Below are 26,748 nucleotides of genomic sequence, written 5' to 3'. Positions count from 1 at the left end.
AATGGCGCGCGTCAGCATTCGATGATGTTGACCGCCAGACCGCCGCGGGCGGTCTCCTTGTATTTGCTTTTCATGTCGGCGCCGGTCTGGCGCATGGTGCGGATGACTTTGTCGAGGGAGACGAAGTGATGCCCATCGCCGCGCATGGCCATGCGCACCGCGTTGATGGCTTTCACCGAGCCCATGGCGTTGCGTTCGATGCACGGCACCTGCACCAGCCCGCCGATCGGGTCGCAGGTCAGGCCGAGGTTGTGTTCCATGCCGATCTCGGCGGCGTTTTCCACTTGCTGCACGCTGCCGCCGAGCACTTCGCACAAGGCGCCGGCGGCCATGGAACAGGCCACGCCGACTTCACCCTGGCAACCGACTTCGGCGCCGGAGATGGAGGCGTTTTCCTTGTACAGGATGCCGATGGCGGCGGCCGTCAGCAGGAACCGCACCACGCCATCCTCGCTGGCCCCAGGGATGAAGCGCATGTAGTAATGCAGCACGGCCGGGACGATGCCCGCCGCCCCGTTGGTCGGGGCGGTGACGACGCGCCCGCCGTAGGCGTTTTCTTCGTTGACCGCCAAGGCGTACAGGTTGACCCAGTCGAGCACCGACAGCGGGTCGCGCAGGGCGGCCTCCGGGTTCTTGCACAGCTGGCGGTGCAACGCCGCGGCCCGGCGCTTGACCTTCAGCCCGCCCGGCAGAATCCCTTCGTTGCGGCAGCCGGCCGCCACGCAATCCTGCATCACCTGCCATATCTTCAGCAGGCCGGCGCGGGTCTCGGCTTCGGGGCGCCAGGCGCTTTCGTTGGTCAGCATCACCTGGCTGATGGACAGGCCATAGGTGGTGCAATGGCCCAGCAGGTCCTTGGCGCTCTTGAACGGGAAGGTCAGGGGCGTGGCGTCTTCGACGATGCGGTCGGCGCCAGCGGCGTCTTCATCCACGACAAAGCCGCCACCGACCGAGTAGTACTCACGGCTGCGCACTTGCAGCCCGGCGGCATCGAAGGCGCGGAAGATCATGCCGTTGGGGTGAAAGGCCAACGGCTTGCGAATCATGGCCAGGTGCAGTTTTTCGTTGAATTCGATGGCGTGTTGGCCGAGCAGGTTCAGGCGACCGTTGCTGCGGATCTCCTGGAGCCGGGCGTTCACCGTTTCGGTGTCCACGGTGTCGGGATGCTCGCCCTCCAGGCCCAGCAGCACGGCCTTGTCACTGCCGTGGCCCTTGCCGGTGGCACCGAGGGAGCCGTAGAGCTCGACCTTGACGCTGGTAATGCTTTCAAGCAGGTCGTCACGGCGCAGCCCCTCGGCGAAACGGGCAGCGGCACGCATCGGGCCGACGGTATGGGAGCTGGAAGGACCGATACCGATCTTGAACAGGTCGAACACGCTTAACGACATGGTGTTTCTCCGGTTTCTTTTTATGAGGATCGACGGTTGAAGATATTGGTGTAGATCTCCTGTGGGAGCGAGCAAGCCCGCTCCCACAAGGGGAAATGCGGTGATTGTGAGGGGAGAAGGTCCTTCTCCCCTCACAGGTCAAGCGTAGCTTTCGATCGACGGGCAGGCGCAGACCAGGTTGCGGTCGCCGAACACGTTGTCGACCCGGCCCACCGGCGGCCAGTACTTGCCATCGATCAACGACGCCACCGGGTACACCGCCTGTTCGCGGCTGTAGGGGTGGGTCCACTCGCCGACGAGTTCCGCCGCGGTGTGCGGGGCGTTCTTCAGCGGGTTGTCGTCTTTGTCCAGGCTGCCGTTTTCCACCGCGCGGATTTCTTCGCGGATGCAGATCATGGCGTCGCAGAAGCGGTCCAGTTCTTCCTTGGATTCGCTTTCGGTCGGTTCGATCATCAACGTGCCGGCCACCGGGAACGACATGGTCGGCGCGTGGAAACCGAAGTCGATCAGGCGCTTGGCCACGTCATCGACACTGATGCCACTGCTGTCCTTGAGCGGACGCAAATCGAGAATGCACTCGTGGGCCACCAGGCCGTTGCTGCCGGAGTAGAGCACCGGGTAGTGCTCTTCCAGGCGACGGGCGATGTAGTTGGCGTTGAGGATGGCCAGTTGCGAGGCGCGCTTGAGGCCCGCGCCGCCCATCATGCGGATGTACATCCAGGTGATCGGCAGGATGCTCGCGCTGCCGAACGGCGCCGCGCACACCGCGCCTTCCTTGCGTGCCATGTTGGCGTGGCCCGGCAGGAACGGTGCCAGGTGCGACTTGACGCCAATCGGGCCGACGCCCGGGCCGCCACCGCCGTGGGGAATGCAGAAGGTCTTGTGCAGGTTCAGGTGCGACACGTCGCCGCCGAACTTGCCCGGGGCGCAGAGGCCGACCATGGCGTTCATGTTGGCGCCGTCGATGTACACCTGGCCGCCGTTGTCATGAATGATGCCGCAGATTTCGCGGATGCCTTCTTCGAATACGCCGTGGGTGGACGGGTAGGTGATCATCAGCGCGGCGAGGTGTTCGCGGTGCTCGATGGCCTTGGCCCGCAGGTCTTCGATGTCGACGTTGCCACGGGCATCGCAGGCGGTCACGACCACGCGCATGCCGGCCATGTTGGCGGTGGCCGGGTTGGTGCCGTGGGCCGAGGAGGGGATCAGGCAGATGTCGCGACGGTCTTCGCCACGGCTCTGGTGATAGGCGCGGATCGCCAGCAGGCCGGCGTACTCGCCTTGGGAACCGGCGTTGGGTTGCAGCGACACCGCGTCATAGCCGGTGGCGGCGCAAAGCATGGCTTCCAGCTCGTCGGTCAGTTGCTGGTAGCCAGCGCTTTGCTCGGCCGGGGCGAACGGGTGCAGGGCGCCGAACTCGGCCCAGGTCACCGGGATCATTTCGCTGGCGGCGTTGAGTTTCATGGTGCAGGAACCCAGCGGGATCATGGTGCGATCCAGGGCCAGGTCCTTGTCGGCGAGCTTGCGCAGGTAGCGCATCAGCTCGGTTTCGGAGTGGTAGCGGTTGAACACCGGGTGGCTGAGGATCGCCGATTGGCGCACCAGCTCGGCCGGGATGCGGCTTTGCACGGTGGCGGCCAGTGCCGCGAAGTCCGGAAGGGCCTTGCCGTCGGCCAACAGGCTCCACAGTGCTTCGACGTCAGCTTGGCTGGTGGTCTCGTCCAGGGACAGGCCCAGGCGTTGCGTGTCCACCACACGCAGGTTGATGCGTTGGGCGCGGGCCTTGTCGTGCAGGGCGGCGGTTTGCGCGCCGGTGTGCAGGGTCAGGGTGTCGAAGAAGCTCTCTTGCTCGACGCTCAGGCCCAGCGCGCCCAGGCCCTTGGCGAGGATCGCGGTCAGGTGATGGATGCGATTGGCAATTTGCACCAGGCCCTTGGGGCCGTGGTACACGGCGTACATGCTGGCGATGTTGGCCAGCAGCACCTGGGCCGTGCAGATGTTGCTCGTGGCTTTCTCGCGGCGGATGTGTTGCTCGCGGGTCTGCATTGCCAGGCGCAGGGCCGGCTTGCCGAAACGGTCCACGGAAACACCGACCAGGCGGCCCGGCATGTCGCGCTTGAAGGCATCCTTGGTGGAGAAGTACGCCGCGTGTGGGCCGCCGAAGCCCAGCGGTACGCCGAAGCGCTGGGCGCTGCCGATGGCGACGTCGGCACCGAATTCACCCGGTGGGGTCAACAGCGTCAGGGCCAGCAGGTCCGCGGCAACGGCCACCAGGGCGTTGGCGGCGTGGAAGCGTTCGGTCAGTTCGCGGTAGTCGAACAGGTCGCCGTTGCTGGCGGGGTATTGCAGCAGCGCGCCAAAGAAACCGCTGACGTCGCTCAGTTCGCGCTCATCGCCCACCACCACGTCGATGCCCAGGGGCTCGGCACGGGTGCGCAGCACGTCGAGGGTTTGCGGGTGGCTGTGCACGGAGGCGAAGAAGGCCTTGCTGCCCTTGTTCTTGCTCAGGCGCTTGCAGAAGGTCATGGCTTCGGCGGCGGCGGTGGCTTCGTCGAGCAACGAGGCGTTAGCGATCGGCAGGCCCGTGAGGTCGCTGATCAGGGTCTGGAAGTTCAGCAGCGCTTCGAGACGGCCCTGGGAGATCTCTGGCTGATACGGGGTGTAGGCGGTGTACCAGGCCGGGTTTTCCAGCAGGTTGCGCAGGATCGGTGCCGGCGTGTGGCAGTTGTAGTAGCCCTGGCCGATGTAGGTCTTGAACAGTTGGTTCTTGGCGGCGATGGCCTTGATCGAGGCCAGTGCGTCGGCTTCGCTCTGGCCGTCGCCCATGTCCAGCACGCTGGTGCCCTTGATGCTTTCCGGGATGACGCTGGCGCTCAACGCTTCCAGGGAGTCGTAACCCAGGCGTTCGAGCATGGCTTGCTCGTCGCTGGAACGCGGGCCGATGTGGCGGGCGATGAATTCGTTGGCGGTGCCGAGATTAACGGTCATGGTGCGCTCCTCAGGCTTCGGCGTTGGCTTTGATCAGGCGATCGTAGGCGTCTTGATCCAACAGCTTAGCCACTGCATCGGCGTCAGTCGGTTTAAAGCGGAAGAACCAGCCTTCGCCCAGCGGATCTTCGTTGACCAGTTCCGGGCTGGCGTCGAGTTTGTCGTTCACTTCGAGCACTTCACCGTCCAGGGGCATATACACACCGCTGGCGGCCTTGACCGATTCCACGGTAGAGGCCTCGGCGCCTTTGTCATAGGCCTGCAATTCAGGCAGTTGCACAAAAACCACGTCGCCTAATGCGTTCTGCGCGAAAGCGGTAATGCCTACGGTGACGCTGCCGTCGGCTTCGGTGCGCAGCCATTCGTGATCTTCAGTGAAACGCAACTCGCTCATGGAAACTCCTGGGGCCAGATTCGTCTGGTGGACGCGAAGAAAGGCGCGAGGCTTGGCTCGGCCGAATGGTTATATCCATAGCAAGAATGCGGCCAATGTTATTAATGTCTTATGTATCAATGGCTTGAATGGTTTTGGCGAGTCTTGGATTGACTTGTCTGTAGCGAAATCGCTACAGCTGTGGGCCTGGAAAAAATCGTTGTGGGATCAAAGCCTTGCACGGTGCAGGTTAGCGCAAGGTGTAGCGATATCGTTCCGCTGTAGCGCTTTCAGTACAGGTGGAGGTCGTTTTTGACGCGATTTTGACCACGACGCAGACCCCCCTGTGGGAGCGGGCTTGCTCGCGAAGACGGTGTGCCAGCTAATTAGATGTTGACTGACACACTGCTTTCGCGAGCAAGCCCGCTCCCACAGGGGACCGAGCAAGGCTATGGTTTGTTGGAAATCCCATACTTGCGCAACCGATGGGCAATCGCGGTGTGGGAGGTTTGCAGGCGGCTGGCGAGCTGGCGGGTGGAGGGGTAGTTGGCGTAGAGGCTTTCGAGCAGGTGCTTCTCGAAGGTTTCCACGGCCTGTTCCAGGCTTTCGACTTCCACATCGCCCTGGCGCGCCACGGAGGTGCCGGCGATGTCCAGGTCGCCGATGTCCACCAGGCTGCTTTCGCAGATGGCGGCGGCGCGGAAGATCACGTTCTGCAATTGCCGCACGTTGCCCGGCCAGCGGTTGCCCAGCAGCGCCGGATAAGTACCGGGAGCCAGGCGGCAGACCGGGCGCTGGATCTGCGCGCAGGCCTGCTGCATGAAGTAGCGCGCCAGCAGCAGAATGTCCTGGCCACGCTCACGCAGGGGCGGGACCTCGACGTTGAGCACGTTCAGGCGATAGAACAGGTCTTCGCGGAACGAGCCTTCGCTGACCATTTTCTCCAGGTTGCGGTGGGTGGCGCTGAGGATCCGCACGTTGACCTTGATTTCCCGGTCGCCGCCGACCCGGCGAAAGCTGCCATCATTCAAGAAACGCAGGAGCTTGGCTTGCAGGTACGGCGACATCTCGCCGATTTCATCGAGGAATACCGTGCCCTGGTTCGCCAACTCCATCAGCCCTGGCTTGCCGCCCCGTTGCGCCCCGGTGAAGGCGCCGGGGGCGTAGCCGAACAGCTCGCTTTCCGCCAGGTTCTCCGGCAGCGCGGCGCAGTTCAGGGCCAGGAACGGCGCACTGTGACGGGCGCTGATGGCGTGACAGGCCCGGGCCACCAGTTCCTTGCCGGTGCCGGTTTCGCCCTGGATCAGCAGCGGTGCATCCAGGGCCGCGACCCGCTGGGCCCGGGCCTTGAGGGTGCGGATCGCCGGGGATTCGCCCAGCAGCGCGTCGAAGCCTTCGGCGTGATCGTGATGCAATGCCGACAGGCGCTCGCCGATGCGATTGGGCTGATAGAGCGTCAGCAGCGCGCCGGCGTCGGTGATGGGGGTGGCGTCCAGCAGCAAGGTCTGGCCGTTGAGGGTGACCTCCCGTAAGGGCAGGCGGAAACCATTTTCCAGCAGGGCGCCGAGCAATGCCTCGTCACTGAACAGCTCGGCCACGCTTTCCCCGGCCGGTTCACGACCATACAGGGCGATCAGCGCCGGGTTGGCCAGCAACACCTTGCCGACGCTGTCCAAGGCCAGCACGGGGTCGGTCATGGCGGCGAGCAAGGCATCGAGCTGCAAGTGCCGACGCTGGCCCGGCAAGATGTCCACCACGGTGACCGCCTGCACACCGCGCACGCTGAACAGGGCCTCGCGCAGCTCGTCGAGCACTTGCGGGCTGAGGGTCGGCGCGTCGATGTAGACGTTGGGGGGCACCATCTCCACCGCATCCAGGTTGAGATTGCGCCCACCGAGCAAGGCCAGGACTTCCTGGGTGATGCCGACGCGGTCGATGAAACTGACGTGGATACGCATGGGGCGGTTTTGGGTTCTGGGTTGCGGAGGGTGGCCAGTATGCCTTGGGGCGGGCTGTTGGTGAAATCCTGGTGCAAGGCTTGAGAAATACATCGAACTCCTGTGGGAGCGGGCTTGCTCGCGAAAGCGGTGTATCAATCGACATCTGCTTTGCTGACACTACGTCTTCGCGAGCAAGCCCGCTCCCACAGGGGGGCTCGGTGAGGCCAATACTGGCTACAACCCCACATCCCACTCCGGCGTCTCGGGAAACTTCAGCACCAGAAAATCCAGCAGGCTGCGCAGCGCCGAGGGCATGTGCTTGCGTGAGGCATACACCGCGTACATGTTCATCCGGCGCGGTTCGGCATGGGGCAGTAGGCGGATCAATTCGCCGCGCTTGATGTGGGCGCCGGCCTGGTAGCTGGGCAGCATCGCCACGCCTGCGCCGGCTATCGTGGCTTGAAGCAATGTGCTGGCTTCGTTGGCGCTGATGTTGCCTTGCACTGGCACCGAGACCTGCTCGCCGTCCTGCTCGAAATGCCACAGGCTCTTGCCGACGTAGGAGTGGGTCAGGCAGTTGTGCCGGCTCAGGTCTTCCACGCGCAGCGGTGTCGAATGCTCGTGCAGATACCGCGGCGAGGCGCAGATCACCGAGCGGCAGACCGTCAGGCGGCGGGCGATCAGGTTCGGGTCCAGGTCGTTGCTCATGCGGATCGCCAGGTCGATGCGCTCGTCCACCAGGTTCACGGTGCGGTCGAGCATCTGCAGGTCGATGCTCACCCCTGGGTAGCGCTTGACGTACTCGGCCATGGCGCTCGCCAGTTGGGCCTGGCCGAACGAGGTGCTGGCGCTGATGCGCAACAGGCCCCGTGGCGCGCCGTCCGGGGTGCCGACGGCGGCTTGCATGTCGCCGGACAGCTCCAGCATCTGCCGGCAGCGCGGTAGGATCTCGGAGCCTGCGGCCGTCAGGCTCAGCTTGCGGGTGGTGCGGTGCATCAGCCGGGCGCCGACCCAATCTTCCAGCTCCGCCAGGTAGCGCGATACCACCGGCCGCGACAGGTCCAGATGCTCGGCCGCCGCCGATTGGCTGCCCAGGTCGACCACCGTGACGAACACCCGCATTGCTTGTAGACGATCCATGATTTGCCCGATTTCAGAAACAAACTATGTTCCAGCATCGCATTTTTTGAAACGAGTCAGGTAACTAAGCTCCGTCTCATTCCCCTGGCGGGTTTTTCGACAACGGAGCACACATGACCGGCTTTATCCCACTCAAACGCCTGCTGCTGGCAACTGCCGCCCTGGCTTTCACGGCCCAGAGCTGGGCCGCCGGCTTGACGCTCGACGTCTACAACCCTGGCGCGGCGGCGGTTTTCCCGGTGACTTCGGTGTTAGTCAGCGGTGAAAAAGAGGCGATTCTGGTGGACGCCCAATTCGGCATGTCTCAGGCCGCCGAGGTGGTGGAAAAAATCCGCGCCAGTGGCAAGCGATTGACCACGATCTACATCAGCCATGGCGATCCAGACTACTATTTTGGTCTGGAGACCCTCACCGCCGCGTTCCCTGAGGCCAAGGTGCTGGCGTCGGCGCCGACCGTCGAACACATCAAGCACACCATGGACGGCAAACTGAAATACTGGGGGCCGATCCTGAAAACCGATGCGCCGGCCAAGGCCATCGTGCCCCAGGTGCTCAAGGGCGACAGCCTGACCCTGGAAGGCCAGCGCTTGCAGGTCGTCGGCCTCGATGGTCCGCAGCCGGACCGCAGTTTCGTGTGGATTCCATCGATCAAGGCCGTGGTGGGCGGTGTCGTGGTGGCCGAGAACATTCATGTGTGGATGGCCGATACCCAGACGCCGCAGTCTCACAAGGATTGGCTGGCGACGCTGGACACTATCGAAAAGCTGCAACCGGCCACTGTCATCCCCGGCCATTACCTGGGCGAAAGCGCCCGCTCCCTGGTCCCGGTGAAATTTACCGCCGATTACATCAAGGCCTTCGACGAGGAGGCCGCCAAGGCCAAGGATTCCGCCGCGCTGATCCATGCCATGAAACTACGCTATCCGGACCTGGGTGAAGACAACTCCCTGGAGCTCAGTGCCAAGGTGGCGAAGGGCGAGATGAAGTGGTGAATACCGATCTGTGATCGGAGCACCGTTGTGGCGAGGGGATTTATCCCCGCTGGGCCGCGAAGCGGTCCTAAGAAGGCTGACCAAGTTATATCAGGCCTGTGGCATGTGATGCATTTAGGGGACTGCTTCGCAGTCCAGCGGGGATAAATCCCCTCGCCACAAGAGCATGTATTTCAACATCGCTAATCACTGGAGAGACACCATGAGCAAAATCGCAATCATCGGCGCCACCGGGCGTGCGGGTAGCCAACTGTTGGAAGAGGCCTTGCGCCGCGGTCACAGCGTGACGGCCATTGCCCGCAACACCGCGAAAATCGGCGAAAGGGCCGGGGTGGTCAGCAAACAGTTGGACGTATTGGACAGCGAGGCGCTGATCGCCGCGATCGACGGGCATGACGTGGTGATCAGTGCCACGCACTTTGCCAGCGTGCCGGCCGACAAGGTCATCGCACCGGTGAAAGCCGCCGGGGTCAAGCGCTTGCTGGTGGTCGGCGGGGCCGGTTCGTTGCTGCTGCCGGATAACAGCCGGGTGATCGACAGCGACGGCTTCCCGGAGGAGTACCTGGCCGAAGCCAGCGCCGGTGCCTTGTTCCTGGATGTGCTGCGCAAGGAACAGGACCTGGACTGGACCTTCCTCTCGCCTTCGGCGGAGTTCGTGGAAACCGAGCGCACGGGCCAGTTCCGTGTCGGCAAGGATCATCTGCTGTTCGACGCCGACGGGCGTAGCTGGATCAGCTTTGCCGACTACGCCATTGCGATGATCGATGAAGTGGAAGCGCCGCAGTTTTCGCGGACGCGGTTTACCGTCGGCTATTGAGCCGTAGGTTTTTACAGGGATCAGCCGTGAACACGTACCCAGACGGTGACCAGCACCGTCGCTGCCATCAGCCAGGCGACGGCTGCCACGGCCAATGAGGCTTCGAGGCGCAGGCGGTCGACCATGACGTACAGCGTTGCGAGATAGACGAAGTACGGAATGATCGACCACATGCCAAACACGATGGTGGTCTTCAGATCGTCCACCGAGCGGCCTTTGCCAACTATGTAGTGGGCAATCAGGGCGAAGGTGGGAAACAGCGGCACCAGCCCGGCGATGTAGTAATTCCTGGTCTTGGCCAGCATCGCCAGGATGACCACCACGGCTGCACCCAGCGCCGCCTTGAAAATCAGGTCCACACGTTCACCCTTCGGTTAGTGGCTCAGGCCATATTTTTTGACTTTGTCGAACAGCGTGGTCTTGGCCATGCCCAGTTCCTGGCTGGCCTGGGTCAGGTTGCCGCCGCTGCGCTGCAGGGCGTCCACCAGCAGATTGCGCTCGAACGCTTCCACCGCTTCGGCGAAGGCCAGGCCCTGGCTGCCGCTGCTGGCACCAGACCTCTTGAACGCCGGCAGGCCGAGGGCGTAGCGCTCGGCGACGTTGCGCAGTTCGCGCACGTTGCCCGGCCAGTCGTGGCTCATCAGGTTCGACAGGGTCTGGTTGTCCAGCTCCGGCACCGTGCGGTCGAAGCGCAGGGACGACTGCTGGAGAAAATGCTCGAACAATTGCAGGATGTCTTCGCGCCGCTCGCGCAAGGGCGGCAGTTCCAGGGTCACCACGTTGAGGCGGTAGTACAGGTCGCTGCGGAATTGTCCGGACCGGCCCATTTCGTCCAGGTCGGACTTGGTGGCGGCGATCACCCGACAATCCACCGCCACGCTCTGGTTCGAGCCCAGGCGTTCGAGGGTGCGTTCCTGCAACACGCGCAGCAACTTGATCTGCAAGGGCAGGGGCATGCTTTCCACTTCATCGAGAAACAGCGTACCGCCATCGGCGTGCTCGATCTTGCCGATCCGGCGTTTGCCGGCACCGGTGAAGGCGTTGGCCTCGTGGCCGAAGATCTCGCTTTCGAACAGGTTCTCCGGCAGGCCGCCGCAGTTCAGCGCGACGAACTGCTTGTCGTGGCGTCGGCTGAAATCATGCAGGCAGCGGGCGACCAGTTCCTTGCCGGTGCCGGTTTCGCCTTCGATCAGGACGTTGGCCGAGGTGTCGGCGACGTTGGCGATCAGCGCGCGTAGATGTTGCATGGCTGGCGAGCGGCCAATGATCCGGCCTTCCAGGGAATCGCGTTCGGCCAGTTGCCGACGCAGCGATGACACTTCCCGGGCCAGGCTGCGCTGTTCCAGGGCGCGACGGGCGACGTCCACCAGGCGCTCAGGGGAGAAGGGTTTCTCCATGAAGTCATAGGCGCCTTTTTGCATGGCCCCGACGGCCATGGAAATGTCGCCGTGGCCGGTGATCAGCACCACCGGCAGGCTGCGGTCCCGCGCCTTGAGACGAGTCAACAGTTCCAGGCCGTCGATGCCCGGCAGCCGAATGTCGCTGATGACGATGCCGGCAAAGTTATCGTCGACTCGCTCCAGGGCCTCTTCGGCGCTGCCCACGCCGATGCAGGGAATGTCTTCCAGGCTCAGGGCCTGCTGGCAGCCCAGCAGGACGTGGGGGTCGTCTTCGACGATCAGTACGCTCAGGTCGTGGTTCATAGCGGCTCGGCAGGTGAAAGGCTGACCAACGGTAGATTGAGGACAAACGTAGTGCCACGCTCAAGCGGGTACTCGACGCCCAGGTGTCCACCCGCGGCGGCGGCCAGGCTCGCCGAGAGCGTCAGGCCCAGGCCCAGGCCCTGTTCGCCAGGTTTGGTGGTGAAGAACGGTTCGAACAAGTGCTTGCGGGCTTCGGCATCGATGCCGTGACCATTGTCCCGCACCCGCAGGCGATACTTGCCATCGGCGGCCTGGCCGTCGAGCCACAGTTTCGGCTCGGGTTGCGTTTGCATGGCGTCCAGGGCGTTGCCGATCAGGTTCACCAGGATCTGTTCGAGGCGGGTCTGGTCGATTTGCAATTGGACGTCATCGAAACCGCTGTGGATCTGGATGTCCAGGTTTTCCAGGCGCCCGCCCAGCAATTGCAATGCGGCCTCGACGGCCTTGCCCAGGCTCGCCCGGCCCTGGTCATCGCCGCGCCGGGCGAAGGCGCGCAGGCTGGCGGTGATCCGGCCCATGCGGTCGATCAATTCGTTGATGGTCTTGAGGTTGGTGCTGGCGATGTCCAGCTGGCCGCGCTCCAGGAAACGCACGGTATTGCCGGACAAGGTGCGCAGCGCCGCCAGCGGCTGGTTGAGTTCATGGGCGATGCTGGTGGACATCTGGCCGATGGCCGCCAGTTTACCGGCCTGGACCAGTTCGTCCTGGGCCCGGCGCAAGGTCTCTTCGGCCTGGCGCCGCTCGCGGATCTGGCCCTTGAGTCGTTCGTTGCTGGCGCGCAGGTCAGTGGTGCGTTCGGTAATCCGACGCTCGAGCTGGTTGTTGGCTTCCTGCAAGGCTTCCCGGGCGGCGAGGCGGGTGGCGATGACCTTGCGTCGTTCGTTCCAGGCGATCAGCAGGAACGCCACCAGGGCGAAGGCCACGGCCACCAGGATGCCTTGGTTGATCGCCTGGCGACGCAGGTCTTCAAGGGGCGTCAGCAAGGTGAAATTCCACGGGGTATCGCTCAAGGGCCGGGTCTGCGACAGGTAGCTGATGGCGCGTTCGTCGGACACCAGTTCGGTGTTGGCCGGGAAGGTCAGCTTCTCCATGCCCTCGGCCAGGCGTTCCCGGGCCAGGGGCACCAGTTCATTGAGCGGGAACCAATAATATTGCAGGCTGCGGGCCAGGCGTTCCTTGGTCTCGTCGCTCAGGGGCCGCACCGACTTGAGTCGTCGCGCCGGGTCGCTGGACAGGATGATGATGCCGTTCTCATCACTGACGAACGCCTCCAGCCGCGCTCTCTGCCAGCGCTCTTCCAAGGCTTCTAGGCGCACCTTGACCACGGCCACGCCAATGATCTTGCCCTGTTGCTCCAAGCCATGGGCCAGGTAGTAGCCGGGTTCGCCATTGGTGCTGCCGATGCCGTAGAACCGTCCCGGCTGGCCGCGTACGGCGTTCTGGAAATAGGCGCGGAAGGACAGGTCTTCGCCCAGGTAACTGTCGACATCGCGCCAGTTGCTGGTGGCCATCACCCGACCGGTGGTGTCCATCACGTAGATGGCCCGGCTGCGGCTACGCCGGTTCAGGCCTTCGAGGTATTCGTTGACGGTCTTGCGATGCTCGGGCGTGGGGTCGTCGAGCAATTGCGAGACACTCGATTCAAGCTCCAGCAGGCTGGGCAGGTAGGTGTACTTGCTGATCTCGCTCTCGACCGCACGGGCGTGCAGCTCCAACTGGCGCTCGCCATTCTCGGCGAGGCCACGTACGCCATAGTGCTCGCTGATCCAGAAGCCGAGGTAACCCAGGCCGATCATCAGCGCAATGACCAGGGGCGGCAGGAACAGATGGCGGATCAGGCGGGGTTTCACGGCGAGTGATGGCGGCGCGGCGCGATAGAGGGTGGGGTCGCATTTCATCACAGAAGCCTTGGGTCAACCACAACACAAATCTACAAGCCAACTCCGATCCCTTGTGGGAGCGAGCTTGCTCGCGAAAGCGGTGTGTCAGCCACATTGATGTTGAATGTGCTGCCCTATTCGCGAGCAAGCTCGCTCCCACAGTGGGGAGCGGTGTTTTAGTGCTGCAGGATTTTCTCAAGGAAATGCTGCGCGCGTTCGGAGCGGGCGCTGATGTCGCCGAAGAACTCCTCTTTCTTGCAGTCTTCGATGATCTGGCCCTGGTCCATGAAGATCACCCGGTTCGCCACTTTGCGGGCGAAGCCCATTTCGTGGGTCACGCACATCATGGTCATGCCTTCGTGAGCCAGCTGCACCATCACGTCGAGCACTTCGTTGACCATTTCCGGGTCAAGGGCCGAGGTCGGTTCGTCGAACAGCATCACCACCGGGTCCATCGCCAGGGCACGGGCAATCGCCACCCGTTGCTGCTGGCCGCCGGAGAGCTGGCCCGGGTGCTTGTGGGCGTGGGCCGAGAGGCCGACCCGCTCGAGCAGTTGCAGGCCTTTCTTGGTGGCTTCTTCCTTGCTGCGGCCCAGCACCTTGATCTGCGCGATGGTCAGGTTTTCGGTGATGGTCAGGTGCGGGAACAGTTCGAAATGCTGGAACACCATGCCCACCCGCGAACGCAGCTTCGGCAGGTTGGTCTTCGGGTCGGCGATGGAGGTGCCATCGACCACGATGTCGCCTTTCTGGAACGGTTCCAGGGCGTTCACGCACTTGATCAGCGTGGATTTGCCCGAACCCGATGGCCCGCACACCACCACAACCTCACCCTTGCTGACCTCGGTGCTGCAATTGGTCAGTACCTGGAAGTCCCCATACCACTTGTTGATGTTCTTGATAGAGATCATACGGCGAACCTTTTTTGCAGACGCTTGACCAGCAGCGAGGCGGCAAAGCTGATTGTGAAGTACACGAGACCTGCGATGATCAGGAACTCATTGGAGCGGCCGATGATGTCGCCATTGGCCCGCGAAGCATTGAGGAAGTCCACCAGGCCGACCGTGTAGACCAGCGAGGTGTCCTGAAACAGGATGATGCTCTGTTGCAGCAGCAGCGGGGTCATCTTGCGAAACGCCTGGGGCAGGATGATCAGGCGCATGGTCTGGCCATAGTTCATGCCCAGTGCCTGTGCCGCGCCCATCTGGCCCTTGGGGATCGACTGCACGCCGGCCCGCACGATTTCGCAGAAGTACGCCGCCTCGAACATCATGAACGCCACGACGCAGGAGCCGAACGCCCCGATCGGCGTGTCTTCGCCGGTGATCCAGCGCAGCACGAATGGCACGGCCAGGTAGAACCAGGTAATCACCAGCAGCAGCGGGATCGAACGGAAATAGTTGACGTAGGCGCCGGCGATGTTGGAGACCAGCTTGTTATGGGACAGGCGCATCAGCGCCAGGATCGTCCCCAGGATGATCCCGCCGACGACACCCAGAGCCATCAGCTTGAGGGTCATGACCATGCCGTTCCACAAGCCGGGAATGGCCGGTATGACGCCAGTGAAGTCGAATTCCATTATTTACCCCCCACGGAGATCAGGCCGGGCACCGCGACTTTCTTCTCGACCATGCGCATGAGCAGCATCAGGCTCATGTTCAGGGTGAAGTAGATCAGCGTCGCCAGGGTGAAGGCTTCGAACAGGTTGGCGGAGAACTCGGCGGTCTGCTTGGTCTGCGCGAGCAACTCCATCAGGCCGATCAGCGAGGCCACCGAGGAGTTCTTGAAGACGTTGAGGAATTCCGAGGTAAGCGGCGGAATGATGATCCGATAGGCCTGGGGCAGCAGCACGTTCCAGTAGATCTGCGGCAGCTTGAAGCCCATGGCTCGGGCGGCGGATTCCTGGCCGCGGGGCAGCGCCTGGATGCCGGTGCGCACTTGTTCGCAGACCCGGGCGGCGGTGAACAGGCCCAGGCATACGACGACGCTCAGGTAGGCCGAGGTGGTCGGGTTCAGGTCCTGTTTGTACCACTCCTGCATATCAGCGGGCAGCAGGTCCGGCACCAGGAAGTACCAGATGAACAGCTGAACCAGCAGTGGCACATTACGGAAGAGTTCCACGTAGCAGGTGGCGATCCCCGACACCAGCCGGTTCGGCACGGTGCGCATCACGCCGAGCACCGAGCCCAGCAGCAGGGCGATGATCCAGGCCACGACGGCGATAGCAATGGTCCAGCCCAGGCCGGCTACGTACCAGTCGAGATAGGTCTCGCTGCCCACGCCGGTGGACTTGAAGAACACGCCCCAGTCCCAGTTGTAATTCATTAGGGTCTCCCCTCAGATCGTTCGATATACAAATGCCCGCCTGGGGAAACTCCGTTCCCGCCCGGCTTGGAGGCCAGGCACACGCGATCGGCTCGACAGCCACCGGTTCGAGTGTTTCCAGATTTGCCAGCAGGGAGTGACCATCCCCTGAAAGGGCCGGGCCCCTTCAGGAGATAAGGTTAGTCAGAAATCAGGATTTCTTGTCGTCAGCCGCTTTATCGGTCGGCTTGGCGATCAGTGCCTTGAGTTCGTCGCTCATCGGGAAGTTCAGGTTCAGGCCTTTTGGCGGGATAGGCTGCATGAACCATTTTTCGTAGATCTTGTTGATCTCGCCCGAAGCGTAGGTGGCCTTGATGGCGTCATCCACAGCTTTTTTGAACGGCTCGTCGCCCTTGCGCATCATGCAGCCGTAGATTTCGTAGGACTGTGGTGTACCGGTCACGGCCCAGTCGTCGGCTTTCTTGGCCTTGGCGGCTTCGCCGGCCAGCAGGGCATCGTCCATCATGAAAGCAACGGCGCGGCCGCCTTCGAGCATCTGGAAGGACTCGCCATGGTCCTTGGCGGAGATGACGTTCATGCCCATTTGCTTGTCGGCGTTCATGGACTTGAGGAGGCGCTCGGACGTGGTGCCGGCGGTGGTCACGACGTTCTTGCCCTTGAGGTCGTCGAAATCCTTGTACTTGGAATCTTTCTTGGTCAGCAGCCGAGTGCCGATCTCGAAGATGCCAACGGAGAAGTCAACCTGCTGCTGACGCTCGACGTTGTTGGTGGTGGAGCCGCATTCCAGGTCCACCGTGCCGTTCTGCACCAGCGGGATACGGGTTTGCGAGGTGACCAGGTTGTACTTGACCTGCAGGTTGGGCAGGTCCAGGTCTTTCTTGATCGCTTCGACGACTTTCAGCTGGATGTCGTGGGAGTAGCCGACCGGCTTGCCGGAAGCGTCCGCGATGTAGGAGAACGGAATGGAAGCGTCGCGATGCCCAAGCGTAATGACGCCGGACTCTTTGATCTTTTTCAGTGTGCCGGTCAGTTCGGCTGCGAAAACCGGAGTGCTGATCAGAGCGGCAGCAATGGCTGCGCCCAGGAGATGGGGAACGATACGCATCGATGTTTCCTCGACATTGTTTTTTTTATTTCGGCCGGTTTGTCGGCCCTGAGTACTTCGAGATACCTGGCAGCTCCTGGTGTGTTGGCGTACAGGCATTCGTCTCGAGAAGTGTAGAGCATGACTCGTGCCAGACCAGGTCGGCCTGTTTAACTTGTTGTTTTATATGGTGATTAATGTTTTGTTTCAGGTTTTAGGCGGACTGTTTTATCCGGTTAGCCGAACTGACTGGCGGGTCGTGTTCGGAAAACCGAATGGCTTGAGCTTGCCCCCGATTCATTGTGGGAGCGAGCTTGCTCGCGATAGCGGTGTGTCAGTCCCATGGATGTTGAATGTGCTGGCCTCATCGCGAGCAAGCTCGCTCCCACAGGGGGCAGCGGTGGACGCCAGATAGCAAAAAGCCCCTGAATCGCTGGATTCAGGGGCTTTGGGTTTTGCGGGATATCGGTCAGGCCGCTTCGATCTTGCGACGGTTATGCTCGACCTTATCCAGGTACTGCTGCAGCTTCTCCTGCTCGACCGGGGTGGTGAACAAGCCCAGCTTGCTGCGGCGCCACAGGATGTCCTGGGCATCGACGGCCCACTCGTCGCTGCACAGATAATCGACTTCGCGGGTGTAGAGACCAGCGCCGAGGTGTTCGCCCAGGTCGCCCAGGTCATGCACGCCTTCGAGCATGCGCCAGGTACGGCTGCCGTAGGTGGTGGCCCAGCGGCGGGCGATGTCGGTCGGCAGCCAGTCGAACTTGTCCCGCAACGCCGAGCACAGCGCTTGCGGGGTGGTCATGTTTTCGCCGCCGGGGAGGGCCTCTACGGCGGTCCAGCTTCCGCGCATCTGCGTGAAGTAGGGCGCCAGTTGCGCCATGGCAGATTCGGCCAACTTGCGATAAGTGGTCAGCTTGCCGCCGAACACCGACAGCAAGGGGGCTTCTTCGCCACCACCGGAAAGCGCCAGGGTGTAGTCCCGGGTGACGGCCGATGGGTTGTCGGACTCGTCGTTGCACAGCGGGCGTACGCCGGAATAACTGTGCAGGATATCGTCGCGGCTGATCTGCTTCTTGAAGTGGGCGTTGACCACCTTCAGCAGGTAATCGGTTTCGCCTTCGGTGATCGCTACCTTGGCCGGGTCACCGGTGTATTCCCGATCAGTTGTGCCGATCAAGGTGAACTGGTTCAGATACGGAATAGTGAACACGATGCGTTGGTCTTCATTCTGAAGAATGTGCGCGTGCTCGCCTTCGTAGAGTTTCGGCACGATCAGGTGGCTGCCCTGGATCAGGCGGATACCGTAGGGCGACTCCATCTTCAGATCGTCGCGAATGAACTTGGCAACCCAAGGACCGGCGGCGTTCACCAGCGCCTTGGCGCGGATCGAAAACAGGCTGCCGTCGGCGCGTTCCAGGTGCAAGTGCCACAGGCCTTTGCTACGGCGGGCGTTCACACAGCGGGTGCGGGTGTGGACATGTGCACCTTTTTCCCGGGCGGCCATGGCGTTGAGTACCACCAGTCGCGCATCGTCGACCCAGCAGTCGGAATATTCGAAACCTTTGGTGATTTCGCTTTTCAGTGGGCTGTCGGCACCGAATTTCAGGCTTTTGGAGCCTGCGAGCAGTTCACGTTTGCCCAAGTGATCGTAGAGGAACAGGCCGGCGCGAATCATCCAGGCCGGGCGCAGGTGCGGGCGGTGGGGCAGCACGAAGCGCATTTGCTTGACGATGTGCGGGGCCTTGGTCAGCAGCACTTCGCGTTCGGCCAGTGCTTCGCGCACCAGGCGGAATTCGTAATGTTCAAGGTAGCGCAGGCCACCGTGGATCAGCTTGCTGCTGGCCGACGAGGTATGACTGGCCAGGTCGTCCTTTTCACAAAGGAACACCGAAAGACCGCGCCCGGCAGCGTCTGCGGCAATCCCCACGCCATTGATACCGCCGCCAATGACGGCGACGTCATAGATCTCGGCGAGAGGGGGCGTAGGCAAGGTAGAAGTGGGCATCGGCTGGCCTCGGGTTCTTTTCGTAATATTTGAATTCGAACATAAATGTTCATTTGCGAAAATACTAGCCCATAAATACAGCAACAGCCAGCTGACTTCGATTGAAAATACTGATCAAAAGAAGCTGAAAGGAAAATTTTCGAACACGAAGACGACTTGACGCAGGCAGGAAGGCCATTTGTGGCGAGGGGATTTATCCCCGTTGGGTTGCGAAGCAACCCTAGACTCTGGCGACTCGGTGTATCAGGTAAATTGAGTGGCATTGGGGTTGCTGCGCAACCCAACGGGGATAAATCCCCTCGCCACAGAGGGACTTGGATGCAGTCAGACCACCTCCAACCGAATCTTGTGCTGGCTCAACAGCTGCGCCAGGGCCGGCACCGGTTGCTGGTCGGTCACCAGGCAGTCGATCAAGCTGATGGGGCCCAGGCGGACCATGGCATTGCGTCCGAACTTGCTGGAGTCCGCCGCCAACAGCACTTGCCGGGCGTTGGCGATGATGGCTTGGGAAACCCGCACTTCCTGGTAGTCGAAGTCCAGCAGGCTGCCGTCTTCATCGATCCCGCTGATACCCACCAGGGCGAAGTCGACCTTGAACTGGTTGATGAAGTCGACGCTGGCCTGGCCCACCACGCCGCCGTCACGCCGTACGTTGCCGCCGGCGATCAGGACTTCGAAGTCATCCTTGGCGCTGAGGATCGAAGCCACGTGCAGGTTGTTGGTGATGACCTTCAGGTGGTTGTGGTTGAGCAGGGCTCGGGCGATGGATTCGGTGGTGGTGCCGATGTTGATGAACAGCGAGGCGTGATCGGGGATCTGGGCGGCGATGGCTTCGGCGATGCGTTGTTTTTCGTCGCGCATCTGGTCGGCGCGCATGGCGTAGGCGGTGTTTTCCACGCTTGAATCGTAGGCGGCGCCGCCGTGGTAGCGGCGCAGCAGGTTCACTTCCGCCAGTTGGTTGATGTCGCGGCGGATGGTTTGTGGGGTGACGACGAATAACTGCGCCATTTCCTCGATGCTGACATAGCCGCGTTCGCGGACCAGTTCGAGGATTTGCTGCTGGCGGGGAGGCAGATTCATGGGGCTTCCTTTGGGCTGCCGTACAAAATTTGCCCATGATGCCGCAGGAATCCGATCCCGACCAGTTTCAGAACCTTATCAGGCTTATTCAGCGTCTTCGTGGGGCTCCCAATCGCGGGTGCGGCTGACCGCTTTCTGCCAGCCGGCATAGAGTTTTTCTTTCGCCGCCTCGTCCAGTTGCGGTTCGAATTCGCGCTCGATCACCGCTTTGCCGCGCAGTTCTTCCAGGCTGCCCCAGAAGCCGCACGCCAGGCCGGCCAGGTATGCCGCACCCAGGGCCGTGGTTTCACGCATTTTTGGCCGCTCGACCTGGGTGCCGAGGATGTCGGCCTGGAACTGCATCAGGAAGTTGTTAGCCACCGCGCCACCGTCGACGCGCAGGGCCCTGAGGCGTTCGCCCGAATCCTGTTGCATGGCGTCGAGCACGTCGCGGGTCTGGTAGGCGATCGACTCCAGTGCTGCGCGAATGATGTGATCGACCCGTACGCCGCGGGTCAGGCCAAACAGTGCGCCACGGGCATAGGGGTCCCAGTACGGCGCGCCCAGGCCGGTGAAGGCGGGCACCAGGTACACACCGTTGCTGTCCTTGACCTTGTTGGCAAAGTATTCGGTATCCAGGGCGTCGTTGATGATCTTCAGTTCATCACGCAGCCATTGGACGGTGGAGCCGCCGTTGAATACAGCGCCTTCCAGGGCATAGGCCACTTCGCCACGGGGGCCGCAGGCAATAGTGGTGAGCATGCCGTGATTGGATTTCACGGCCTTTTTCCCGGTGTTCATCAGCAGGAAGCAGCCGGTGCCGTAGGTGTTTTTCGCCTGACCCGGCTCCACGCACATCTGCCCGAACAGGGCTGCCTGCTGGTCGCCGGCGATGCCGCCGATGGCGATACCGCTTTTGGTGCGGCCATAGATTTCCGAGGACGACTTCACTTCCGGGAGCATTTCCCGGGGGATGTCGAGGATCTCGAGCATCTTCGCGTCCCATTCCAACGAGTGAATGTTGAAGAGCAGGGTGCGCGAGGCGTTGGTGTAGTCGGTGACGTGGACCTTGCCGCCGGTGAATTTCCAGATCAGCCAGCTATCGACCGTGCCGAACAGCAGCTCACCGTTGCGCGCACGCTCGCGGCTGCCTTCGACGTTGTCCAGGATCCATTTGAGCTTGGTGCCGGAGAAGTACGGGTCGGTGACCAGGCCGGTGGTCTGGCTGATGTATTGCTCGTGGCCGTCGCGCTTGAGCTGTTGGCAGATCTCGGTGCTGCGGCGGCACTGCCAGACGATGGCGTTGTAGATCGGACGGCCGGTGGTCTTGTCCCAGACCACGGTGGTTTCCCGTTGGTTGGTGATGCCGATGGCGGCCACCTGGTCATGGTGCAGGCCGGCCTGGGCCAAGGCTTCGACCATGACCGCGCTCTGGGTGGCGAAGATTTCCATCGGGTCGTGTTCGACCCAGCCGGCCTGCGGGTAGTGCTGGGCGAATTCGCGTTGGGCGGTGCAGACCACATTGGCATCACGGTCGAAGATGATCGCGCGCGAGCTGGTCGTACCCTGGTCGAGGGCAATGATGTAGTTCTTGTTCTGGGTGTCGGTCATTTCGATTGCCTCGGGTCTTTCATAAAGGGAGACGTAAGAAGAAGCCACGGCGCAGGCTTCGAATGGCAGGGCCTGCGCCGACTGTTTCAGGATGTTCTGGGCTTGCCGTCAATGGCCGGTTCTGCATCCTTTGTAGCTGTTACAGCGCTGGGCAGGTGGCGGGCAATCAGCCCGCGATAGGCCGCAGCACCGAGGCACGCACCCACGATCGGCGCAAAAATCGGAACCAGGAAGTACGGGATGTCGCGTCCACCCGTGAGGGAAATTTCACCCCAGCCTGCGAAGAAAGTCATCAGTTTAGGACCGAAGTCCCGCGCCGGGTTCATCGCAAAACCCGTCAGCGGCCCCATGGAACTGCCAATCACGGCAATCAGCAGGCCGATCAGCAACGGCGCCAGTGGGCCACGGGGCAAGCCGTTGTTGTCATCGGTCAAGGACATGATCACCCCCATCAGGATGGCGGTGATGATCGCTTCCACGAGGAAGGCTTGGCCAGTGGAGAGTGCCGCGTGCGGGTAGGTGGAGAACACCGAAGCCAGTTCGAGGCTCATTTCGGTGCCGCGAACCATGTGCCGGGACTGTTCGAAATCGAAGAATAGATTGCTATACAAGGTGTAGACCAGGAGGGCGCCGCAGAAAGCGCCGGTCACTTGGGACGCTATGTAGAAAGGCAGCTTGCGCTTTTCGAAGTCGGTGAATATGCACAGGGCGATGCTGACGGCGGGGTTGAGATGGGCGCCGGAAATGCCTGCGCTCAGATAGATCGCCATGCTGACGCCGACGCCCCAGATGAGGCTGATTTCCCACAAGCCGAAGCTCGCACCCGCGACCTTGAGCGCCGCGACGCAACCAGTGCCGAAAAAAATCAGCAGCCCAGTTCCCAGGAATTCGGCCAGACATTGGCTGGACAGGGACGGCTGTTGTAAAGCAGTTGTCATTCAAACCTCGGTCTTTTGTTGTTTTGCAGCGCGTTCGATACAGCACGATTGTGCGATTTCCACCGAGGCAGGATCCCATCCTGAACTCGGGTTGCTGCTTGAGACCTGCAATGTTGCTTTCAGTTTCGAAAAAATATAGACAAGAAACGCTGGTGTCAAAGGTCGAAAGTGAACCATTGGTCACATTTCAACTATTCGCGCTGTGAATGACTCTGCCCCAAGAGAGGCAACAGTGGTACGGGCAGTGCAGCCGCAAAGCCTTTTTGCAGACGATGGCTTAGAATCCGCTCACTCTTTTTTGATTTCGTTATCAGGAGCGGTCATGACACCCGCGTTGGATCTGCTTAAGAAAGTGCGCGCCGAACATCGTATCCACAGTTATGAACACGATCCCAAGGCGGCGTCCTATGGCTTGGAGGCGGCGGAAAAGCTCGGGCTGGATCCGGCGCAGGTGTTCAAGACGTTGTTGGCGGCCAGTGAAAAAGGTGAGCTGTTGGTGGCGGTAGTGCCCGTGGCCGGGAGTCTGGATTTGAAAGGCCTGGCCCACGCCGCCGGCGTGAAGAAGGTCGAGATGGCTGACCCGGCCGCCGCGCAGCGTTCGACCGGTTATTTGCTCGGCGGTATCAGCCCGCTGGGGCAGAAGAAGCGTTTACGCACGTTTATCGACAATTCCGCACAGCCACTCGCCAGTATGTTCGTCAGTGCGGGGCGGCGTGGATTGGAAGTCGAGTTGGCGCCTTCGGTATTGAAGGAGCACACCGGGGCAGTGTTTGCTGATATCGGGCGTGCTGGATAGAGCAGGGTGGCCGCTGCGCAGCCTGTAGGGTGAAAATTCTGCTGATCTGTCACTGGATAAGCCATGCCGCTACACCCCATGCTGGCGCATCAGAAAAATAAGGAGAAGTGCCATGCAGCTTGCGTTTCATCAGGTCGATGCGTTCAGTGACCGGCCGTTCGGCGGCAACCCGGCGATGGTCTATCGGCTCGACGGCTGGCTTGCCGACGACCTGATGCAGAAGATCGCCGCCGAGCATAACCTGGCTGAAACCGCGTTCCTGGTGCGTGAAGGTCAGCATTGGCATATCCGCTGGTTCACCCCCACCACCGAAGTCCCGCTGTGTGGCCACGCCACGTTGGCCAGCGCTTATGTGCTGTTCGAGGTCTATCACGAAACTGTCGAGCGCCTGGATTTCATCTGCCGGTCCGGTTCGTTGAGCGTGACGCGCGAGGGGGATCGGCTGTGGTTGGATTTTCCGGCCGTGGTGCCTGCCGAGTTGGGCGTGTCCCTGGCCGTGCAGAGTGCCTTGGGCGTCGAAGCGGTGGATGTGCTGAGTTCCAACGAGTTGTTCGTGGTGCTGGAGTCGGAGCAAGCGGTGCTCGACTGCAAGCCGGACATGGTGGCCCTGGCGAAACTGCCCTGGCCCGGCGCCATCGTCACCGCGCCGGGGAGCAAGCATGATTTTGTCTCGCGCTATTTTGCCCCGGCGATCGGCATCAACGAAGACCCGGTGACCGGCTCGACCCATTGCAGCCTGATTCCCTATTGGTCCAAGCGCCTGGGCAAGCACGGACTGACGGCTTATCAGTGTTCGGCCAGGGGCGGGGCGTTGTTTTGTCGGTTGGAGGGGGAGCGGGTGAAGATCGGCGGGAACGCGACGTTGGTGGCCAGCGGGACGTTGAGGCTGCACTCAAGTCAATGACATCAAAATGTGGGAGCGAGATTGCTCGCGATAGCGGTGGTTCAGCCTGCGTCGATGCCGAATGTGTCCGCTCCCACAATGATCAGTTGGCCGCGCTGTAGCGTCGCACACCGCTGTCCACCGGTGGGATATGTGCCGCGGTGCTGCCCGAAGCCTGGAACAGCACCAGGTGTTCAGCCGCCACGCGGATGCCCACGGCGGCGCCAACCTGATGGTCGGCATGGCTGGGGAAGATCGATTCCAGTTGCGCACCTGTGGGTAACTGCAGGCGGTACAAGGTTGAAGCACCCAGGAAGGTCTTGCCAACGATTCTGGCGGTAAGCGGGCTGTCCGGAGCGTAGACGATATCGTCTGGGCGCAGCAGCACGTCCACCGCGCCGCCGATGGGCCAGGTGTAGGCCCGGTTGCCGCGCAGCAGGCCCAGCTCGGTCCGTACCGATTCCGGGCTGTCCAGCTGGCCGCGAATGAAGTAGCCCTGGCCAACGAAACTGGCGACGAATGGGGTCAGTGGTTCGTGATACAGGTTGTAGGGCGTGTCCCACTGTTCCAGGCGACCTTCCCTGAATACGCCGACATGGTCACTCACGGCGAACGCTTCTTCCTGATCGTGGGTGACCAGGATCGCGCTGGTGCCGCGGGCCTTGAGAATGTCTCGCACTTCATGGCTGAGCTTGCGGCGCAGCTCGCCATCGAGGTTGGAGAACGGTTCATCGAGCAACAGCAGCTGCGGTTCCGGCGCCAGCGCACGGGCCAGGGCCACGCGCTGCTGTTGGCCGCCGGACAGTTCATGGGTAAAACGGCTGCCCAGGTGTTTCAGGTTGACCAGTTCCAGCAATTCTTCGACGACGCGATCCTTGTTCGGATGCTTGCGAATGCCAAAGGCAATGTTCTGGGCCACGCTCAGGTGGGGGAACAGGGCGTAGTCCTGGAACACCATGCCGATGCGGCGTTTTTCCGGGGCGAGGGTGAAGCCGGCGCGGGAGATGGTTTCCCCGGCCAACTGGATTTCACCCTCGTGCACCGGTTCGAAGCCGGCAATGGCGCGCAAGGTCGTGGTCTTGCCGCACCCGGACGAACCGAGCAGGCAACCGATATCACCGGCATTGAGGTGCAGGTTGAGGTTCTGCACGACCCGCTGGTCCTGATAACCGCAGGCCAGGTTGTGCAAGTTCAGCAGCAGGGCGTGGCTCATGCGTGGTGATACGCCGGCTCGACCAGGAACTCGAGCAAGGCCTTTTGCGCATGCAGGCGATTCTCGGCCTGGTCCCAGGCTACCGAACGCGGGTCATCCAGCAGGTCCATGCTGATCTCCTCGCCACGGTGTGCCGGCAGGCAGTGCATGAACAACACCTCGGCATCCGCCAGGTCGAGAAGGGCCCGGTTGACCTGCAGGGGCGCGAACAACTTCAGGCGCCTGGCGGTTTCTTCTTCCTGGCCCATGGAGGTCCAGACGTCGGTGCTCACCAGGTGCGCACCGGCCACGGCCTGTTTCGGGTCACGGACGATGGACACCCGGTCCCCGGCCTTGGCCAGCAACTCGGCATTGGGGTCAAAACCTTCGGGGCAGGCAACGCGAAGTTGGAAGTCGAATTGCATCGCCGCTTCTATATAGCTGTTGCACATGTTGTTGCCATCGCCGATCCAGGCCACGGTCTTGCCCTGGATCGAGCCACGGTGCTCGAGGAAGGTCTGCATGTCGGCCAGCAACTGGCAGGGGTGCAGGTCGTCGGACAGGCCGTTGATCACCGGTACGCGGGAATGGGCCGCGAACTCGGTCAGGGTGCTGTGGGCAAAGGTACGGATCATCACCGCGTCCAGCATGCTCGACATGACGATGGCGCAATCGCCGATGGGTTCGCCACGGCCCAGTTGGGTGTCGCGGGGCGACAGAAAAATCGCCTGGCCGCCCAGTTGGATCATGCCGGCTTCGAAAGAGATGCGGGTGCGGGTCGATGATTTCTCGAAGATCATCCCCAGCACGCGGTTTTTCAAGGGCTCGAACAGTACGCCGCGATTACGCAGGTCCTTGAGCTCCACGCCTCGACGGATCACGCCGAGCAACTCATCGGGCGTGAAATCCATCAGGGAGAGAAAGTGCCTTGCGCTCATGATTGACTACCTTTTTGTAACTGACCGCAGATGCTCAAAGCCTTGTTTAATGAAAAAACGGGCGAGACCTGCGGCAAAAGCCGCACGGGGCGACGAAATAGGGGAAGGCGCGATCTTATAATTAAATGTCGCGTCTTACCAATAGGGCTACGGTTTTTGGGGATTTCAGCGAAGCCATCACGCGAATGCGATGACGTATTTGAGGCCGGTTTCCTGACTGCAGCGGCCCATTTGTACACTGGCGCCGCTCGGCTTGGCAATCAAGCGCGGCCGGGCGCGCCATGGATGGTGGCGGTTTATGCCATGTCCTTCGACTCTTGCGCCTGCCTGCTGGTGGTTGTGAAACATTTCCTAATGCAAAGGCCTGGGTTATAAATGAGCCTCAGCGGCACAGGAGCCCGAAATGGATTCGAAAGAGCGACAATTGATGGAATTGCTGGGGCTGACCGCACGCTCGCTGACCCACCTGACGGCATCGGTGACGTCCATGTCATTCGAATTGCTGCGCAGCGAGGATGAAGTGACCAAGGCCGCCGGCCGCCGGATGATCGATCGCATGGCCACGATCAGCAGCGGCCTCGACGAGCATTGGCGATTGATTGGCGAACTGACCGGCGTGCCCATCGCCCAGGAGCAGGTGGAAACCGTCGAGGAAATCCAACTCCTGGCGCCGCCCCCCGAGGGCCCTTGATC

General features: G+C 61.8%; 23 protein-coding genes. 5 read left to right on the top strand and 18 right to left on the bottom strand.

Features of this window, described 5'->3' with window-relative positions; translation table 11 throughout:
* Positions 1 to 11: 11 nt before the first annotated feature.
* The 5 genes from BM317_RS02975 to BM317_RS02955 form a co-directional block, all read right to left on the bottom strand.
* On the bottom strand, positions 12 to 1,388 hold the full coding sequence (locus tag BM317_RS02975; protein WP_092166446.1) for an L-serine ammonia-lyase: 1,377 nt from the start codon (positions 1,386 to 1,388) through the stop codon (positions 12 to 14).
* Between the two features lie 138 nt (positions 1,389 to 1,526).
* A complete protein-coding gene (gcvP, locus tag BM317_RS02970; RefSeq protein WP_092473024.1) occupies positions 1,527 to 4,376 on the bottom strand; it encodes an aminomethyl-transferring glycine dehydrogenase in 2,850 nt (949 codons plus the stop codon).
* Positions 4,377 to 4,386: 10 nt separating this feature from the next.
* The gene (gene gcvH, locus BM317_RS02965) at positions 4,387 to 4,770 is read right to left on the bottom strand and encodes a glycine cleavage system protein GcvH (protein WP_060740920.1); all 384 of its coding nucleotides are present in this window, start codon (positions 4,768 to 4,770) and stop codon (positions 4,387 to 4,389) included.
* 428 nt (positions 4,771 to 5,198) lie between these two features.
* Complete coding sequence (locus tag BM317_RS02960; RefSeq protein WP_092473022.1) at positions 5,199 to 6,707, bottom strand: sigma-54-dependent transcriptional regulator; 1,509 nt, start codon at positions 6,705 to 6,707, stop codon at positions 5,199 to 5,201.
* Between the two features lie 216 nt (positions 6,708 to 6,923).
* Positions 6,924 to 7,829, bottom strand: a complete 906-nt coding sequence (locus tag BM317_RS02955; RefSeq protein WP_092166449.1) for a LysR family transcriptional regulator — start codon at positions 7,827 to 7,829, stop codon at positions 6,924 to 6,926.
* A 113-nt stretch (positions 7,830 to 7,942) separates the two neighbouring features.
* Here BM317_RS02955 and BM317_RS02950 point away from each other — a divergent pair, with 113 nt between their 5' ends.
* Positions 7,943 to 8,821, top strand: coding sequence for an MBL fold metallo-hydrolase (locus BM317_RS02950; protein ID WP_092166450.1), 879 nt, complete (start codon positions 7,943 to 7,945; stop codon positions 8,819 to 8,821).
* 202 nt (positions 8,822 to 9,023) lie between these two features.
* A complete protein-coding gene (locus tag BM317_RS02945) occupies positions 9,024 to 9,638 on the top strand; it encodes an NAD(P)-dependent oxidoreductase (protein ID WP_092473020.1) in 615 nt (204 codons plus the stop codon).
* Between the two features lie 20 nt (positions 9,639 to 9,658).
* On the opposite strand, the gene BM317_RS02940 is transcribed toward BM317_RS02945, so the two are convergent.
* The 11 genes from BM317_RS02940 to BM317_RS02890 form a co-directional block, all read right to left on the bottom strand.
* Positions 9,659 to 9,988 carry a GlpM family protein gene (locus BM317_RS02940; RefSeq protein ID WP_170842284.1) on the bottom strand — a complete coding sequence of 110 codons (330 nt, stop codon included), beginning with the start codon at positions 9,986 to 9,988 and terminating at the stop codon, positions 9,659 to 9,661.
* Between the two features lie 24 nt (positions 9,989 to 10,012).
* Positions 10,013 to 11,341, bottom strand: coding sequence for a two-component response regulator AauR (locus BM317_RS02935; protein WP_053124572.1), 1,329 nt, complete (start codon positions 11,339 to 11,341; stop codon positions 10,013 to 10,015).
* Positions 11,338 to 13,239, bottom strand: a complete 1,902-nt coding sequence (locus BM317_RS02930) for a two-component sensor histidine kinase AauS (protein WP_092166455.1) — start codon at positions 13,237 to 13,239, stop codon at positions 11,338 to 11,340. The genes BM317_RS02935 and BM317_RS02930 overlap by 4 nt, the downstream gene beginning before the upstream one ends.
* A gap of 158 nt (positions 13,240 to 13,397) precedes the next feature.
* Complete coding sequence (locus BM317_RS02925) at positions 13,398 to 14,132, bottom strand: amino acid ABC transporter ATP-binding protein (RefSeq protein WP_003204983.1); 735 nt, start codon at positions 14,130 to 14,132, stop codon at positions 13,398 to 13,400.
* Positions 14,129 to 14,800, bottom strand: coding sequence for an amino acid ABC transporter permease (locus BM317_RS02920; RefSeq protein ID WP_092166460.1), 672 nt, complete (start codon positions 14,798 to 14,800; stop codon positions 14,129 to 14,131). The genes BM317_RS02925 and BM317_RS02920 overlap by 4 nt, the downstream gene beginning before the upstream one ends.
* On the bottom strand, positions 14,800 to 15,546 hold the full coding sequence (locus tag BM317_RS02915; protein WP_014339891.1) for an amino acid ABC transporter permease: 747 nt from the start codon (positions 15,544 to 15,546) through the stop codon (positions 14,800 to 14,802). Before BM317_RS02915 ends, BM317_RS02920 begins: the two co-directional genes overlap by 1 nt.
* A 190-nt stretch (positions 15,547 to 15,736) precedes the next feature.
* The gene (locus BM317_RS02910) at positions 15,737 to 16,651 is read right to left on the bottom strand and encodes a glutamate/aspartate ABC transporter substrate-binding protein (RefSeq protein ID WP_060740928.1); all 915 of its coding nucleotides are present in this window, start codon (positions 16,649 to 16,651) and stop codon (positions 15,737 to 15,739) included.
* 448 nt (positions 16,652 to 17,099) lie between these two features.
* Complete coding sequence (gene glpD / locus BM317_RS02905; RefSeq protein WP_092176290.1) at positions 17,100 to 18,638, bottom strand: glycerol-3-phosphate dehydrogenase; 1,539 nt, start codon at positions 18,636 to 18,638, stop codon at positions 17,100 to 17,102.
* A gap of 324 nt (positions 18,639 to 18,962) precedes the next feature.
* Positions 18,963 to 19,718, bottom strand: coding sequence for a DeoR/GlpR family transcriptional regulator (locus BM317_RS02900; protein ID WP_003204973.1), 756 nt, complete (start codon positions 19,716 to 19,718; stop codon positions 18,963 to 18,965).
* Positions 19,719 to 19,802: 84 nt separating this feature from the next.
* On the bottom strand, positions 19,803 to 21,308 hold the full coding sequence (gene glpK, locus BM317_RS02895; protein WP_092176287.1) for a glycerol kinase GlpK: 1,506 nt from the start codon (positions 21,306 to 21,308) through the stop codon (positions 19,803 to 19,805).
* Positions 21,309 to 21,394: 86 nt separating this feature from the next.
* Entirely contained in the window at positions 21,395 to 22,246 is an 852-nt protein-coding gene (locus BM317_RS02890) for an MIP/aquaporin family protein (protein ID WP_092176283.1), read from the bottom strand.
* A gap of 322 nt (positions 22,247 to 22,568) precedes the next feature.
* On the opposite strand from BM317_RS02890, the gene ybaK reads away from it, so the two are divergent.
* Positions 22,569 to 23,042: a Cys-tRNA(Pro) deacylase gene (gene ybaK, locus BM317_RS02885; protein ID WP_092473018.1), complete on the top strand. Its 474-nt coding sequence runs from the start codon at positions 22,569 to 22,571 to the stop codon at positions 23,040 to 23,042.
* A gap of 112 nt (positions 23,043 to 23,154) precedes the next feature.
* On the top strand, positions 23,155 to 23,946 hold the full coding sequence (locus tag BM317_RS02880) for a PhzF family phenazine biosynthesis protein (RefSeq protein ID WP_092176275.1): 792 nt from the start codon (positions 23,155 to 23,157) through the stop codon (positions 23,944 to 23,946).
* 82 nt (positions 23,947 to 24,028) lie between these two features.
* Here the strand turns inward: BM317_RS02880 and BM317_RS02875 are convergent, their stop codons facing one another.
* Together BM317_RS02875 and argF are read right to left on the bottom strand one after the other, a co-directional pair.
* Complete coding sequence (locus BM317_RS02875; protein ID WP_092176271.1) at positions 24,029 to 25,138, bottom strand: ABC transporter ATP-binding protein; 1,110 nt, start codon at positions 25,136 to 25,138, stop codon at positions 24,029 to 24,031.
* Complete coding sequence (argF, locus tag BM317_RS02870) at positions 25,135 to 26,055, bottom strand: ornithine carbamoyltransferase (protein ID WP_092176267.1); 921 nt, start codon at positions 26,053 to 26,055, stop codon at positions 25,135 to 25,137. Before argF ends, BM317_RS02875 begins: the two co-directional genes overlap by 4 nt.
* A 403-nt stretch (positions 26,056 to 26,458) precedes the next feature.
* On the opposite strand from argF, the gene BM317_RS02865 reads away from it, so the two are divergent.
* Positions 26,459 to 26,746 carry a hypothetical protein gene (locus tag BM317_RS02865; RefSeq protein WP_092176263.1) on the top strand — a complete coding sequence of 96 codons (288 nt, stop codon included), beginning with the start codon at positions 26,459 to 26,461 and terminating at the stop codon, positions 26,744 to 26,746.
* Positions 26,747 to 26,748 lie beyond the last annotated feature (2 nt).

The organism is Pseudomonas sp. NFACC24-1 (genome assembly GCF_900115235.1).
Taxonomy (GTDB): domain Bacteria; phylum Pseudomonadota; class Gammaproteobacteria; order Pseudomonadales; family Pseudomonadaceae; genus Aquipseudomonas; species Aquipseudomonas fluorescens_AA.
Note: the sequence above shows the minus strand (reverse complement) of the source record. Positions and strands in the feature narration are given on the sequence as shown.